Here is a 14,749-nt window from a genome sequence, read left to right on the forward strand (position 1 = left end):
TTGACACTTCGTTTCCGAAAAATAAAACATCAAAAACCGCCTGCCGTGAACTGCACCTCCAATGAGTAGTTGTTTCTATTCATTGGGATGCAGTTCACTGCTGCAGACGGTCTTTGACGAATTATGTTCATCTCGCCTTACCTTGCCACATATTTACGACGTACATAACGAAGCACAATGCCATGTTTCGGTGATAACAACAGCGCAAGCACAAACAGTATACCTGCAACCGCCACCATGCATCCCGCTATCGAAGCATCCATCACATACGCCATCAGATAACCGCCAACAGAGGAAGCCACTCCAATCAGGACAGCGTACACAATCATTTTGCCTAGCTGATCCGTGAGCAGATAAGCGGCGGCCGCGGGTACAATCAACATGCCAACCACAAGAATGGAGCCAACACTTTCAAATGAAGCCACCGATGTCATGGACACCAGCCCCATCAGCACATAATGAAACAGTACCACCGGGATGCCGCAGGCCGCTGCCAGAGCCGGATCAAACGCACACAGCTTGAACTGTTTATAGAACAGTCCCACAACGACAAGAATGACTAGCAGGGTAATGCCCAGCATCCACACCGCTCTGGGCCCTACATCCATCCCCCACAGCGTTAGCGTATCCCATTGTACATAAGCAATCTCTCCAAATAATACACAGTCCAGATCCAGATCAATATGCTGAGCGTTCAGACTGATCAGAATAACACCTGCAGCGAAGAGTGCAGTGAATACAATGCCAATGGAAGCATCCGAGGACAGCCCTCCCGCCTGAAGGCTTTGAATGAAAAATACCGTCAGTAACCCAAACACCGTTGCACCCAGCAGCATCCACAGCGAGTCTCTGGAGCCGCTCCACAGAAAAGCAATCGCAATTCCGGGCAATACCGCATGGCTGATGGCATCTCCGACCAGAGCCATCCGCCGCAGGATCAGGAAACATCCAAGAATGGCACAAGCAGAGGACACTAATACTGCCGTTAAAATAATCCAGAATGTGGCCATTTACATCTCCCCCCGTTCCTGCATCTTGCCCTGAGCGGACAGTGTCTGAAGCGATGCATGCTCTTCGCGCAAATATTCAGATCTCGCCTGAATGCTGCGCAGCTTGCGAGCAAGCAGTCCGCGTCTTGGTGCGAGCAGCGCTGACCCGGCGAAGAGCACCGTAGCCGCGAGCACTGTGACCGGTCCTGTTGGCAGGTTCGGGACAAGTGTGCTGAACAATGTGCCTGCGGCACCGCTTAGTGCACCGAACAGTCCTGCCAACAGCACCATAAGCGCAAGCGAATCCGTCCAGCACCTTGCTGCTGCCGCTGGAGTAACTAGCAGCGCTGCAACCAGCACCACCCCCACCGCTTGAATGCCCGCGACAACAGCAATAACCGTGAGCAGCAGAATGAATTGTTCCAGAGCTCCTACAGGCAGTCCCATACCTCTTGCAAAGCCCGGATCAAAGCTGACAAGCTTGAATTCTTTAAACCAGACAAGGCAGGCAATCAACAGTACAAGACATACTCCGCCCATAACATACACATCGGTCTGCACCATGGATGCGGCTTGCCCGAACAGGTACTTGTCGAGCCCGCTCTGACTCCCGCTGGCACTGTGCTGGATTCGTGTCAGCATCACCACGCCGATTCCGAAAAATACAGTTAATACGATGCCCATTGCCGTATCCTGCTTGATCCTTGAGAAGCGGGTGATCCATGAAATGCCGAAGGTCGCCACAATGCCCGCTACCAGCGCACCCAACAGAAACCATCCGATCGATTTGGTTTCTGTCAGCATAAATGCAATACAGATTCCAGGCAGTGCCGCGTGTGCAAGTGTATCCCCCATCAGACTTTGACGACGAAGAAAGGTGAACGAGCCGATAATGCCGCTGCTGAAGCCAAGCAATATACAGCCGAGCAAAATCCAGCGGGTATTCGGATCAGACAGAATGGAAAGCAGCCAGTTCCCCATCACTTACACCTGTCCTTTCTCCGTCCGGCTGCCGATCATTGCAATCCGGCCTCCATAGGTCTCCTGTAAAGTATCCGGCACAAATACTTCATTGGTTGGTCCAGCCGCAACCAGACGCCCATTGAGCAGCAATACATGATCGAAGTATTCTTCTACCGTAGCCAGATCGTGATGAACAACCAGTACCGTTTTACCCTGCTTTTTCAGCTGTTCCAGCAGCGAGATGATGGCTTTCTCCGTTGTAGCGTCCACCCCTGCAAACGGTTCATCCATGAAATACAGGTCTGCATCCTGCACCAAAGCTCTTGCGAGAAATACACGCTGCTGCTGTCCACCCGACAGTTGGCTGATCTGACGGTACATGTAATCTCCCATGCCCACCTGTTCAAGACAATGGGCAGCCAGTTCCTTCTCCTTTTTGCCCGGGCGGCGAAACCAGCCCAGATGTCCATATCTGCCCATCATAACTACATCCAGGGCGTGAGTCGGAAAATCCCAATCTACAGACTCCCTCTGCGGCACATATCCGATACGCCTCCGTGATTCACGGTAAGAACGTCCGAAAATTTCTACGTCACCGTGCATCTTCGGCACAAGTCCCAGCACGGCCTTGATCAGCGTTGACTTGCCCGCTCCGTTCGGTCCAAGAATACCGATCAGCTGCCCTTCAGGCACATCAAAGGATACGTTGCTGAGCACCGGTTTTTTATGATAAGCCACCGCCAGGTTCCTTACTTGAAGAGGAATAGTTGCCGTGCTTGTTTCCCTCACGGGTTCACCATGCCACTTACGTTCCATACGCTCTGCCTCCAGATTTGCTGCATTCATTTCATTCACGCCATTCATCATTCATTCACTCCCCTTCCCCAGGTTGAATATTAAATATTATTTCAAAGCCGCTGCAATAGTTTCGACATTATGCCGAACCATTCCGATATAAGTGCCCTCTTCCGTTCCTTCAGGCCCCATTGCATCCGAGAACAATTCCCCGCCAATGCTGACGGTATGGCCCTTCTCAGCGGCTCCGGCAATGATCGCTTCCATCGCTTTCGCAGGTACACTGGATTCTATAAATACCGCTTTGATCTGATTTTCTACAAGGAAATCCCGCAGTTCACTTACATCCTTGGCTCCGTATTCAGCAGCAGTACTGATGCCCTGAAGCCCCATCACTTTAATCCCGTAGGCTTGACCAAAATAGCCGAATGCGTCATGTGCTGTAACCAGCACACGGCTTGCCTCGGGAATCTGTCCGATTTTCTCCCGTACTTCTGTATCCAGTGCATCCAGCTGCTCAAGATAACGCTCAGCCTGAGCTGTATACTGCTCCTTATGGTCCGGGTCCGCTTCTATAAGTGTGTCGCGGACAGCTTCTGCTGCGCGCATCCAGTGTTTGACGTTGAACCAGACATGCGGGTCATACTCCGTTCCGCCTGTCGCTTGACCGGAATGCAGCTCCTCTGTCGGAATTCTCTCGGCCACTGCGGTCACCAGCTTGCTTTTGGACATTTTCTCCAGGATGCTGGTCATTTTACCTTCCAGATGCAGACCGTTATAGAAAATCACCTCCGCTTGCTCCAGCTTGCGAATATCCCCTTGGGATGCTTTGTACAGATGCGGGTCCACCCCTGGCCCCATCAAACCGGTAACCTCAACATATGCTCCGCCTACTTCTCGTGCGACATCCGCAATCATACCTGTAGTCGCAGTAACCCGAACCTTCCCTGCGTCATTCTCACCCCCACCAGTAGTACCAGAACAAGCTGTCAGTACGATTATTAGCACAACACATGCCAATGTCATCAAACCTCGATGTATCCCCCTCATCTTCACCTTAATCAAGCTACATCTCCCCTTTCCCTGCTCTAAAATATTTGTCCATAACTAATTAACTTGTACAAGGCACTAATTTTTAAACATGTCTAATAATGTTTCCCTTGTGCAAATTTTATCCGATGACAAAACAAAAGGCAAGGGATAATTTCCCTTGCCTGTCCATAAGGATATGAGATTGAAATTTGCAGACCAGATCAATAGGTCTTTTAGCTTTGCGGATATACACAAAATCGTACAAAAGCTTCAAACGGTATTCTTACTCCTGCTTCTGATCCTTCTTGCCCTTAGGGATGCCGTCAAGGCCATACACCTCATCATACGCATCAAAGATTTTGCGTGCGATTGGTGAAGCGCTGACCGAACCAAATCCACCCTCGGGTACAACTACCGCTACAGCCAGCTTGGGATTATCCCTTGGTGCAAAAGCGATAAACACACCGTTCTCCTTTTTATTCGGCCCGGTTCCCTGCTCGGAGGTTCCTGTTTTTCTGGCAAAATCATAAGGGAAACCCTCAAACGAACTTACCTTTGTCACCATGCCCTTATGCACCTCGTTCCAGTGCGCATCCGCAAACTGCACCTCATTCAGCACTTTCGGCGTAAATTTCTTCACCACGTTGCCATCTGCATCCCGAATTTCCTTCACCAGATGGGGCTCCATCCGTTTGCCCTTGTTCGCCAGCATTGTCGTGTACTGTGCCAGCTGCATCGTCGTATATTTGGCTTGCTGTCCAAATGACGCGAACGCCAGACGTGTCAGCGCAGATTCATCATTGTCCGCTTTATATTCCAACTGACCAAGAAATTCATTGGGCAGATCAATGCCTGTGGACACACCCAAACCAAAACTCTTCATGTATTCGTCCCATTTCTCGATGCCCTTGTCTCCACCGTATTTTCTTAACAACTGCTTGCCTACCATATCAATCATGAATGCATTGGATGATTTCTCGATGGCTTTCCGTGCAGTAATATTTCCATTGTACGCCGAGTGTGAGTTTCTCACTTGTCGTCCGTCTTTGCCAAGTACGGCATAACCCTTATCAGGATACGTCTGTCCTGCAGTGAACAATCCTTCCTTCAACCCGATGAGCACGCTGAGCGGTTTAATAACCGATCCCAGCAACACCACGGATTCGGCGTGACGCGGCTTGTTATCATTCGGAGGAAAAGACTCTGTTGTGCCGTTGCGGAATACAAACTTGATCTTGTCATAATCCCAGTCATTCGGATCATAGTCCGGCATGCTGGCCATCGCTACAATATTACCTGTATCAACTTCCATAGCTACAGCATACCCGGTAATTGCCTTCGGCAGCTTCCGTAATTCATCGGTAATCGCTTGTTGTGTTGCCAGCTGAATTTCCTTGTTGATCGTGGAAATCAGACTGTACCCCTTCTCCGGCGGAGTCAGCTCCATTGTGCCTGTAGGCAAATTACGAGAGTCGATGTCAATGGATTGATATCCGCTTCGCCCGCGAAGCTCCTGCTGATACTGCAGCTCCAGCCCGTCAAATCCCACTCTCTCATCCTGAGAATATACCAAGCCCGGATCACGTTGGGAGGCAGACTCCTGGATAATGGTCTGGTACTGCTTCATGGTCGTTGGAACACGCTTGAATTCCCGTGTGTAACCAATAACCTGCACAGCCACCCGGTCCGGGTCATATCGGCGCACATTTTCTTCCAGAACCATGATGCCGGGATAATCTGCTTTTTTCTCCATAAAATAGGCAATTTCCCGGGTCGACAGATCGGACTTGACCAGCCTTGGCACATAACCAAACGTTTTCTGGTGATCCAGATCCAGTCGTTTAATAATCTCCTCTGCATCTGGCTGTTTCTCGTCTCCTGGATTGAATCGTTTGAATATATCTGCAAGTTCACGGGCCAGTTCCTCGGCTTCCTGCCTGCGATCGTCATTGCGATAGTCCTCATATAAGAGAACATACAGGGACTGTACTGGCTCCGAATAAGCAAGCGCCACTTTACCGGTCGCATCATAGATCGGACCACGTACAGGAGCAAGCGGAATATCCTTTGTATTGCGGGTAGACTCCATATACGTCAACTCAGGCCCCTCGACAAACTGCACAAACGCCAGCCGGAAAATGAGGATACTGAATATAACAAATGCCGCGAAAAAAAACACGTTCAGTCTGGCTGTGGAAGGTTTGTTAACCGCGCGCTCGTCTTCATTCGGCGGTTTGTTCTTGAATCGTTTGAACATAGATGCTGTTCTCTCCGTTCTTTGTAAGATGGTAAAAGACAAAATGTATATTCACGTCAAAATGTCATTACAGATGCAAATGGCGTCATTCTACATCTTTTAAGTTTATCAAAAGCTCACTGTAACGTCTTTCTATTTTTGGTTACATTTTCGTAATGAGCTTCATATGATAAATAATACACAAACTCACAGTTTCCAGCTTAAAAGAGAAAAATCCCCTCTGTATATAACGTTATACCGGGGAATAGGTTACATAAAAACGCAACAAAAATAGGCCCCAGCAAAACATGCTGAGGGCCTTCTTCTGCCTGTAGTATCTCCACTACCGGATTATGGCGTATTTGTTTCAGTTTCTTTATTTTGATTTTTTTTCGGAATACCATCCAGACCAAATTCCTGATCATAAGCATCAAAGATGGCACGTGCAACCGGAGCCGCACTGTTGGAACCAAAGCCCCCTTCAGGGATGACGACAGCAACAGCCAGCTTTGGATTGTTACGTGGTGCATAGGCGATAAATACCCCGTTATCCACCAGTTTGCCGCCAACATTCTGTGTCGAAGTACCTGTTTTTCTGGCAAAGTCATACGGGAAGCCGCTGAATGAAGAAACCTCGGTTGCCATACCGCGTTGTACCTCATTCCAGTATGCATCACTGAAGTCTACTTTGCTCAGTACCTTCGGTTTCACTTTTTCCACCACATTACCCTCAGAATCCCGGAACTCTTTCACCAGTTGTGGCTCCATACGTTTTCCTTTATTCGCTAGCATGGTCGTATACTGTGCCAGCTGCATCGTTGTATATTTTCCTTGTTGTCCAAAGGAAGCATATGCCAGTTTAGTCAGAGAGCTTTCAGAACTTTCGATATACTCTTTATATCCTGGGTATTCATTCGGCAAATCAACCCCGGTTTTCACACCAAGACCAAACTGCTCCATATACTTGTCCCAGACGTCCACACCTTTTGCACCATACTGTGAATAGAGCTTCTTCCCAATCTCGTCAATCATAAATACGTTGGAGGAATGACGTATGGCATCATGCGGGCGCATCGCACCATATACGTGACCTGATGAGTTCTGTACCCGGCGGTTGTCTCCACCGAATGTAGTTGAACCACGGTCGATATACACCGTGTTGGTCGTAAAGAAGCCTTCTTTCAAGCCAATCAGAACACTGAGCGGTTTGATCGTTGAACCAAGCAGGACAACCGACTCTGCACGTTTCTTTGAATCATCCGGCGGGAAGCCCCGAATGGTACCATTCTGGTAAATATATTTGATTTTATCGTAATCTTCTGTGCTGATGCTGCCTGTTCTCCAAACATTCGTATCATAGTCTGGCATGCTGGCAGCCGCTACAATTTTACCTGTGTCCACTTCCATGGCAACGGCAAAGCCTGTTTTGGCGTTCGGATGCAATTTGCCGGATACCGGATTGCGATGCAGCCAGCTCAGCTGATCCATAATGGCCTGCTCGGTTTTCACCTGCACATTTTTGTTGATGCTGGAGATCAGGTCATATCCTTTCTGCGGCGGCGTAGTGCCCGCTACACCCTCAGGCAAGTTACGCAAATCAACGTCAACCGACGTATAACCACTTTTACCCCGCAGCTTATCCTGATATTGGAGCTCCAGCCCATCAAAGCCGACAAACTCATTTTCCGTGTAGACTAAGCCCGGATCGGTTTGCGTTTTGTTAGCTTCATCCACTTCTTTATATTTGTTCAACGTTTTGGAGCTTTTGAATTTTTTCAAATAGCCAATCGTCTGTACAGCAACTGTATCCGGATCATAGTACCGCACACTTTCCTCCACGATCTGAATACCCTTGAATTCATCCTTGTGCTGGAGAAAATAGGCAACCTCTCCTTCGGACAGATCACTCTTGATCAGACGTGGCATAAAACCATTTGCCTTACGTGAATTCAGGTCCATCTCCTCGATAATTTGATCCACGGTCAAGGATTCGGAATTAGGGGCTTTGTACTTTTCAAATACGTCATGCAATCGTGCGGCCATCTCCTGCACTTCACCAATTTTCGGATTGGGCTGGCCATCCACATCTCCATAGTTTTTGTACAATGTGAGATACAGGGACTGAATCGGCTTGGAATAGGCCAGCTTCACCGTACCTGTCGAATCATAGATCGTTCCTCTTACCGGGGCCAGCGGCACATCCTTCGTAATGTTGCTCGCTTCTTCCTGGCTGAGCTCCGGCCCTTCGACAAACTGCAAATAGGCCAGACGCACAATAATTACACTAAAAATAATAAAGGAAGCGAAGAAAAATACGTTCATTCGGTAGCTAAAACGCCGTTTGTCCGCAAGTTCATCCTTCTCATTAGAATGCTTTTTCATTCTTCCTACCTCTTTCATGACTTGATGCATACCACAGAAAACTGAATATATCCGGCATAATTACCTGGCAACGTCGTCATATTGCGAACCTTGTCGGTTCTACACTCAAGCGGACTGATCCTTCAGGTGAGTATCCGCAAAGTTCGGTGGATTAAACCAGTCTCCACTGATCGCCCATGTCGGATCAAGCGGAATCCAGCTTTCGGTATCTGATACATATACCTCATTCCACGCGTGGGGACCATAGCCTCCCTGACCGTTATAACCAAGACCTGTAACAACCTTGACATCCAGCCCTTGAGAACGAGCCATTACCGCATACAGACGAGCGTAGTCAATACATACCCCTTTGCGTGTATCAAACGTATTCTGCGGGGTCTGCTCATGCCAGATGCCCTTCTGCTCGTAATCATCCACTTTCCCGTAATCGTATTGAATGCGGGTGCCTACCCAGTCATATAAAGCTTTCGCTTTTGCTTCATCCGTAGATTTGCCTTTGACAATCTCTTGCGCAGCCTGCTCAATATCTGCCGGAATGTTGTGATCAATGACCTCATATTTCCGCTGCAGAATACTTCCAAGTTCCTTCTGAACCGCTTGTGTAAATACAGGGAGTTTGTCCTTGATAAACGTGCCGGACAACGGTTCAATCACCGATTTTGCCCCTTGCATATAGATCGGAGACGCCTCCACATAACGGCTGAACATGCTGCCCGGATAGAGACTGACGATCATGAACAATACAGCAATAACAATCATTCCGCGAACTGAACCGATAATGGTACCAATCACTGCACCGGTCAGTCGGCTGATTACCCCTTTGGGTGCACCTGATTCGTGCTCCGCATGCCTTCTGCTGATGATCAAAGAGGACAACAAACCAAGAACCATACGAATAATGCCATAGCTGAGTACAAATAGTACAGCGAACCGCATCAGCGGAAAATCAGCAATCGCTGTAACCAGCGTATAGTACAACTGCTCCCATCGGTTCAGCTCCCGATTAGGCATAGCTGAAGCATGCTCGGATAACCACTGCTGTACATATGGCGCAAGCCACAAGGTTAAACCGATAGATAACAAAATACCGATCACTGCCATAATACCGTCCATCAGGAAACCAAAGAGTCTCCCCGCAGAACGTGAAGCCCCTCTGGACCATCCCTGCAATAAGGAAGCCGCTACAATAAGCAGCAGCAATATCGTTATGCCGTTAAACTCCCTCAGGCTGTCCAGCCAAGTTTGCAGCACGTTTTAATTCCTCCTTTGACTACGAAGCTGGTGCTGTTTTGTTCTTTTTTGCCTGTTCGACAAATGTTCGGATCGTTTCGTTGTCGAGCTTCCATTCTCCTACCGAAATGCCGCGAAACGTAACGTCCACTTTATCAGACTTCGTGCTGCCCTTAATTTCTACATTGGGACTGGTAATCGTAAATTCACCATTTTGTCCCGCTGCATAGGTTGCCTTCGAAGCCTCCTCCAGCATAATGCTTGTCGCTTCTTTTTTGAGTGTGTCCATCGTACTGGACTGCACATCAGTGACCGTCTGTTTGATCTGCTCCATGGAGATACCGCTGTATATCAGCAGAGCCGCAATAATGATAATAGCAATCGCCCATTTCAACATCGTTTTGACTACATTCAGAACAAAGAACAAAATGATCAGCGCAACAACGATCACCAGCCAGTTCTGCATTACAAATTCCTTTATAACTTCTATGTTCATGGCTACACCTTCCGTATTAGAGTTGATCAGGACACTTCCCGAATATTATACATGATTTCCGAACCCGCTGTCAGCTAAGCCCTTTCCGGCAAAAATAAACGGTCTAAGTTCGTCCTGCTGGGCGTACAAGTAGTACCATGAGGATTCGTCCGACGAACGTGGATACGTTCCAGACCTGTGTATAAACAGGCATCGCCTAACAAGGAGGGGCTTTTGTGAAGACGGCCATCTGGCTATACCTGTTTTTGTTCCTGGCAGTATTTGATCTGCACGCCCAGTATCCCATCCTGACGCCTTTTGCCATATCGCTCGGTGCAGCTCCAACCTTCATCGGCTGGATGATGGGCATCTATTCCCTGACGCATCTGCCTGGCAATCTGATCGCAGGAACACAGATTGATAAACACGGCAGCCGAAGATATATTGTGTTCAGCCTGCTGGGTGCGGGCATCATCCTGCTCTTGCAGGCCCATATTCATACCCCTTGGCAACTGCTTGCCTTGCGCTCGATCAGCGGTTTTGTATTGGCCTTTTTGTCACCGGCCTGTCTCGCTCTGCTCGCCCAGCTCTCCAATGATCCTGTCAAACAGGGAAAATATATGTCCGGACATGGTGTTGTTCACACACTAGCCTCTGTCGTATCACCAGCTGCCGGTGCAGTTATTGTAGGTTCGATGGGCTTCTCTGCCACCTTCTCCAGTCTTGGATACCTCCTGATCCTGACAGGAGTCATTGCACTGTTAACTATGCCAAAAGGTTTGATTCGCCAGCCGCAGCCGGCAACCGAACCCGCGAAGTCTGTACCTGCACCCTCTGGTTTCTCTAAATCCAAATCCGGCCATACACCATCAGAGTCATCCAAAGCATTCCTGCCCGTATCCTGGCGTTATTTTATGCTTCCACTCGTCATCGCCTGTGCACAGGGCATTCTGTTCTTTGAACTGCCTCTGCGGGGAGGCGGACATTCTTCCATGATGTCTACCGGTTTGCTGTTCTCTATCATCAGCATCGGTGCATTGTTTACACTCAGCATGCTGTTTCTTAACCGTTATTCACCCAAACTGCGTTTAGTCGCTGGTGTGCTGCTAATGTCCTTGAGCTTTTTTGTTATGGCAGCCATGCCTCAGATTTCGTTATCCATTGTGTTATTTGTGCTAGGTATGTCTAAAGGTATTATTTTCCCTGCTATGGCTACACTCTTCATTCATTTAAGCGGCGGCAGCAAGCTTGGGCGCATCTTTTCTTTACAATCCATCGCCACCTCTATTGGCTCATTCATCGGTCCAATTACAGCAGGACAGCTCCGCACTGGAGTGTCTCCTTATTTTATCGCATTTATTTTACTCATGATTGGCATCCTGCTGCTTCCGTATTATACATCCAGACCTGCTGCGTCCCTCTCTTCTTCAGATGCCAAAAGTGTGCTCGGGTAATTTATTTTACACAATCCACTCCGATGACAGAATAACCTGGAGAGTAGCTGTTATCCCCAGAATTTTTTGATTTCCCTTTCCAAAGGGAAAAATCCGGTGATAAAGGCGAAGCTTATGCTTCCGATGCAGCTTTCTTTGAGAAAGCTTTTAGCTCCGCTTTTTCAGGTTTTTTCTGTCCTCTCCGTTCAAGTGTAAAAGAATAGTTTAAATTAAATAGACAGTAACATTTAATCTTTGCATCATTCGCCCGTTTCCAGATACACTATAGGTACATTCAGTCGATTTTCGCTGTAACATTTCCCGGGGAATGTCGACATCAGCTCTCGAATCAGGGGTGAACAAGATGCCTATTCATGTCATTGTCGAAGGTAAAAATGATCGCAGCAAGCTTAAACGTCTGGTTGGTCCAGAAATTAATATTTTATGCACGTTTGGCACACTGAACTCCCTCAAACTGGAGACGCTACGCAAGCAAGTCGGATATGATGAGGTTTATTTGTTTATGGATAATGATAGCTCTGGCAAAAAAATAAGAGGGGTGCTGCGCGATGCTTTTCCCGATGCCGTGCAGATGTATACCAGACGCGGGTACGCAGGGGTAGAAGGCACACCTGACGAATACATCATTGCTCAACTGGAGAAGGCCGGGTTAGAGGAATATATTCAATATCCCGAGCAGCCTTCATATTAAATGAACAACGACAACAAAGGCTGTTTCCGGTTAAATCAACTGGAGACAGCCTTTCATCTATCGCTAATCTTGAAACTTGATCTGTAATTTAAACTTTCGGCATTCTATTCCTTGATCAGCCTGCGAATGTCCTCAGCAATGACTTCTGGCTGCACGTCCTCTGTGTTAAATGCGTTATATACTTTGCGCAGCTGGTTATTTTCATCGACCAGACCAATCATATTCATATGGGCAAAATCATCCTTGTTCTCGCCTTCAATCAGAATCTGAAAGGATTCCTTGGCGAACTGCTTTGTTTTATCCATATCACCTCGCAGGAAATACCAGCCGGAATAGTCCGCATGGAAACGATCGGCAAACGTTTTGATCTTCTCTCTCGTATCCACTTTTGGATCAAAAGAGATGGATACAAAGGACGCCTTGTCTCCAAACGTACCGTCCTCTTTCAGCAAGTCCTGCACCTGAGACAGTGTAAATGTCGTAATCGGACACACATCAGGGCAGCTGGTAAAATAAAAGTAGAACAATCGCACTTTACCTTTCGTATCCGCCAGGGATACGGTGCGCCCGTCTACATTTTCCATGGAGAACGATTGGATCTCCCGAATCTCGGGTAATTTCTCCTTGCTGGCAAACGCCGTATTCCACATTAAATACACCGCCATAATCAGGGCAATTCCAAGCAATATCCAAGTCCATTTGTATTTCTTTATGACCTGCATCCTCTTCTTTTCCTCCCAACAATATAAAGGTGAATACGCATACATCTTTAATCAATACCAATACTCTTCAGCTTGATCGCATTCCTGGTGTTTTTCCAACGTCACATGATTCAACCGATTCAGCACATATCCTTTAAATTTTGCGTTATCGCGATGGTTCAGTGGTACATATGTATAAAATAGTGACCCTTTTGTCGATCACATCCGATATAAATTTTATCACAGGAATTCACTGAATAGTTTGACAATGTTCGTACATTTGTTGGAAATCGGACAGATTCCTGTCAAAGTTATTCCTGTTTTGCATCTATACAGGCGGATAATATACACTAGATATGGGTATCACCTAGATAGAGAAGTATAATGCTGGAACACGATACACCTCATAAAGGAGACGTTTATGGATACCTCTACACATTTTGTCATGGGCATTGGTCTGGCCGGGCTCGCTTATATTGATCCTGTGGTTGCTGCTGATCCGATGCTCGCTGCCGCGGTCATGGTTGGCACCATTGCAGGCTCCCAGGCACCGGACATTGATACTGCTCTGCGTTTCAAAAGTAATTCACTCTACATTCGAAATCATCGGGGGATGTCCCACTCACTGCCGTTTCTATTGCTCTGGGTGCTCATGATTACAGGCGTAATCGGATTGATCTTCCGGGGAATTCCCCTTGCACACGTCGTTCTCTGGACGGCTGTCGCTGTTGGCGTGCATGTATTCACTGACTTGTTTAATACGTATGGAACCCAGGCCGCACGGCCTTTTACAGAACGCTGGATTGCCTGGAACGTGATTCATATTTTCGACCCGTTCCTGTTCACCACTCATGTTATTGCTATTCTGCTATGGGCCTTTGATCTGGTGCAGCCTGCTCCACTCTTCACTTCGCTGTATATTCTGATTGGAGTGTATTATATCTGGCGCACGATCACACGCGCACTGGTAGCCCGAAAAGTGAAACTGATGGACAACAGCCCGGAGCCAGCCAAATATATCGTCATTCCCACCATTTCCTGGAGCCGCTGGCACGTTGTAAAAACGAATAAGGATGGCAGTTATGAACTGGGCAAAATAGACGGAAACGAGCTGACCTGGAGCCTGCATGCCACTTCATCCACTCATGCTGCGGTAGCCGCTTCACGTAAATTACCGGAAGTAAGTGCGTTCCTCTACTTTACTTCTTATGCGGTGGCAGAGGTAGAGGAACTGCCCGCAGGTTATAAGGTTCGCTGGGCAGATGTCCGATATCGACACCGAAAACAGTATCCTTTTGTCGCCGTCGTAGTGATGGATCGCAATTTCGAAACCATTGATACGTATGTAGGCTGGCTGAGTGATGAAAAGATGGATAAAAAACTTTTATCCGCCCGCCCTTGACGCGGTGTGGATTGCGGGGCACAATCAGATATAGGAATGATTGCGCGGGAAAAGCCCGGAGCGTTATCCGCTCCGGGCTTTGCTGCTTTGGTATAATAATTATTTGCCAGACCCAGCCAGAGACTGCTCAGCGATTTGTACCAGACGTTTGGTGATATACCCACCCAAAGATCCGGTTTCACGGGAAGTGTAGTTGCCATAGTATCCGTCTTGTGGAATAGTTACACCCAGTTCCTGTGCAGCCTCCATTTTCAATTGTTGCAGTGCTGCTGTCGCTTGAGGTACCACCAAGTTGTTAGAAGAGCGAGATCCTTGAGCCATATTTAAAATCTCCTTTCAATCTGTGTCTGTAATGTATTGCAAGCTTGCAAGATTATTATGGCTCGCACGCTTCAGGTT

The 14,749-nt window shown here is 47.8% G+C and carries 13 protein-coding genes; 3 read left to right on the forward strand and 10 right to left on the reverse strand.

Annotation, left to right across the window (positions count from 1 at the left end; genetic code table 11):
* Positions 1-137 precede the first annotated feature (137 nt).
* The 8 genes from IEW26_RS18970 to IEW26_RS19005 form a co-directional block, all read right to left on the reverse strand.
* Positions 138-1,010 carry a metal ABC transporter permease gene (locus IEW26_RS18970; RefSeq protein WP_188593467.1) on the reverse strand — a complete coding sequence of 291 codons (873 nt, stop codon included), beginning with the start codon at positions 1,008-1,010 and terminating at the stop codon, positions 138-140.
* Complete coding sequence (locus tag IEW26_RS18975; protein ID WP_111269520.1) at positions 1,011-1,970, reverse strand: metal ABC transporter permease; 960 nt, start codon at positions 1,968-1,970, stop codon at positions 1,011-1,013. It abuts the gene before it with no gap.
* A gap of 3 nt (positions 1,971-1,973) precedes the next feature.
* Positions 1,974-2,768, reverse strand: coding sequence for a metal ABC transporter ATP-binding protein (locus IEW26_RS18980; protein ID WP_188593516.1), 795 nt, complete (start codon positions 2,766-2,768; stop codon positions 1,974-1,976).
* An 87-nt stretch (positions 2,769-2,855) separates the two neighbouring features.
* Positions 2,856-3,773 (reverse strand): metal ABC transporter solute-binding protein, Zn/Mn family, encoded by a 918-nt coding sequence (locus tag IEW26_RS18985; protein WP_188593517.1) that lies wholly within the window; start codon positions 3,771-3,773, stop codon positions 2,856-2,858.
* 289 nt (positions 3,774-4,062) lie between these two features.
* Positions 4,063-6,036 (reverse strand): peptidoglycan D,D-transpeptidase FtsI family protein, encoded by a 1,974-nt coding sequence (locus tag IEW26_RS18990; RefSeq protein WP_188593468.1) that lies wholly within the window; start codon positions 6,034-6,036, stop codon positions 4,063-4,065.
* Positions 6,037-6,366: 330 nt separating this feature from the next.
* A complete protein-coding gene (locus tag IEW26_RS18995) occupies positions 6,367-8,397 on the reverse strand; it encodes a peptidoglycan D,D-transpeptidase FtsI family protein (protein ID WP_188593469.1) in 2,031 nt (676 codons plus the stop codon).
* 105 nt (positions 8,398-8,502) lie between these two features.
* Positions 8,503-9,648 (reverse strand): transglutaminase domain-containing protein, encoded by a 1,146-nt coding sequence (locus IEW26_RS19000; protein WP_188593470.1) that lies wholly within the window; start codon positions 9,646-9,648, stop codon positions 8,503-8,505.
* A 19-nt stretch (positions 9,649-9,667) separates the two neighbouring features.
* Positions 9,668-10,123, reverse strand: a complete 456-nt coding sequence (locus IEW26_RS19005; RefSeq protein ID WP_111269524.1) for an ATPase — start codon at positions 10,121-10,123, stop codon at positions 9,668-9,670.
* A 215-nt stretch (positions 10,124-10,338) separates the two neighbouring features.
* On the opposite strand from IEW26_RS19005, the gene IEW26_RS19010 reads away from it, so the two are divergent.
* Positions 10,339-11,556, forward strand: coding sequence for an MFS transporter (locus IEW26_RS19010; RefSeq protein WP_188593471.1), 1,218 nt, complete (start codon positions 10,339-10,341; stop codon positions 11,554-11,556).
* 343 nt (positions 11,557-11,899) lie between these two features.
* Positions 11,900-12,247 (forward strand): toprim domain-containing protein, encoded by a 348-nt coding sequence (locus IEW26_RS19015; protein WP_111269526.1) that lies wholly within the window; start codon positions 11,900-11,902, stop codon positions 12,245-12,247.
* A gap of 104 nt (positions 12,248-12,351) precedes the next feature.
* On the opposite strand, the gene IEW26_RS19020 is transcribed toward IEW26_RS19015, so the two are convergent.
* Entirely contained in the window at positions 12,352-12,969 is a 618-nt protein-coding gene (locus IEW26_RS19020; RefSeq protein WP_188593472.1) for an SCO family protein, read from the reverse strand.
* 400 nt (positions 12,970-13,369) lie between these two features.
* On the opposite strand from IEW26_RS19020, the gene IEW26_RS19025 reads away from it, so the two are divergent.
* Positions 13,370-14,350, forward strand: coding sequence for a metal-dependent hydrolase (locus tag IEW26_RS19025; RefSeq protein WP_188593473.1), 981 nt, complete (start codon positions 13,370-13,372; stop codon positions 14,348-14,350).
* Positions 14,351-14,449: 99 nt separating this feature from the next.
* Here the strand turns inward: IEW26_RS19025 and IEW26_RS19030 are convergent, their stop codons facing one another.
* A complete protein-coding gene (locus tag IEW26_RS19030; RefSeq protein ID WP_056702318.1) occupies positions 14,450-14,671 on the reverse strand; it encodes an alpha/beta-type small acid-soluble spore protein in 222 nt (73 codons plus the stop codon).
* Between the last annotated feature and the right edge of the window lie 78 nt (positions 14,672-14,749).

This window comes from Paenibacillus silvae (genome assembly GCF_014639235.1).
Taxonomy (GTDB): Bacteria; Bacillota; Bacilli; order Paenibacillales; family Paenibacillaceae; genus Paenibacillus; species Paenibacillus silvae.

What these genes read in the sequence shown, in the direction of transcription:
- IEW26_RS18970 (WP_188593467.1), bottom strand. Translation starts at nt 1,010, where the DNA reads ATGGCCACATTCTGGATTATTTTAACGGCAGTATTAGTGTCCTCTGCT.
- IEW26_RS18975 (WP_111269520.1), bottom strand. Translation starts at nt 1,970, where the DNA reads ATGGGGAACTGGCTGCTTTCCATTCTGTCTGATCCGAATACCCGCTGG.
- IEW26_RS18980 (WP_188593516.1), bottom strand. Translation starts at nt 2,768, where the DNA reads ATGGAACGTAAGTGGCATGGTGAACCCGTGAGGGAAACAAGCACGGCA.
- IEW26_RS18985 (WP_188593517.1), bottom strand. Translation starts at nt 3,773, where the DNA reads ATGACATTGGCATGTGTTGTGCTAATAATCGTACTGACAGCTTGTTCT.
- IEW26_RS18990 (WP_188593468.1), bottom strand. Translation starts at nt 6,036, where the DNA reads ATGTTCAAACGATTCAAGAACAAACCGCCGAATGAAGACGAGCGCGCG.
- IEW26_RS18995 (WP_188593469.1), bottom strand. Translation starts at nt 8,397, where the DNA reads ATGAAAAAGCATTCTAATGAGAAGGATGAACTTGCGGACAAACGGCGT.
- IEW26_RS19005 (WP_111269524.1), bottom strand. Translation starts at nt 10,123, where the DNA reads ATGAACATAGAAGTTATAAAGGAATTTGTAATGCAGAACTGGCTGGTG.
- IEW26_RS19015 (WP_111269526.1), top strand. Translation starts at nt 11,900, where the DNA reads ATGCCTATTCATGTCATTGTCGAAGGTAAAAATGATCGCAGCAAGCTT.
- IEW26_RS19020 (WP_188593472.1), bottom strand. Translation starts at nt 12,969, where the DNA reads ATGCAGGTCATAAAGAAATACAAATGGACTTGGATATTGCTTGGAATT.
- IEW26_RS19025 (WP_188593473.1), top strand. Translation starts at nt 13,370, where the DNA reads ATGGATACCTCTACACATTTTGTCATGGGCATTGGTCTGGCCGGGCTC.
- IEW26_RS19030 (WP_056702318.1), bottom strand. Translation starts at nt 14,671, where the DNA reads ATGGCTCAAGGATCTCGCTCTTCTAACAACTTGGTGGTACCTCAAGCG.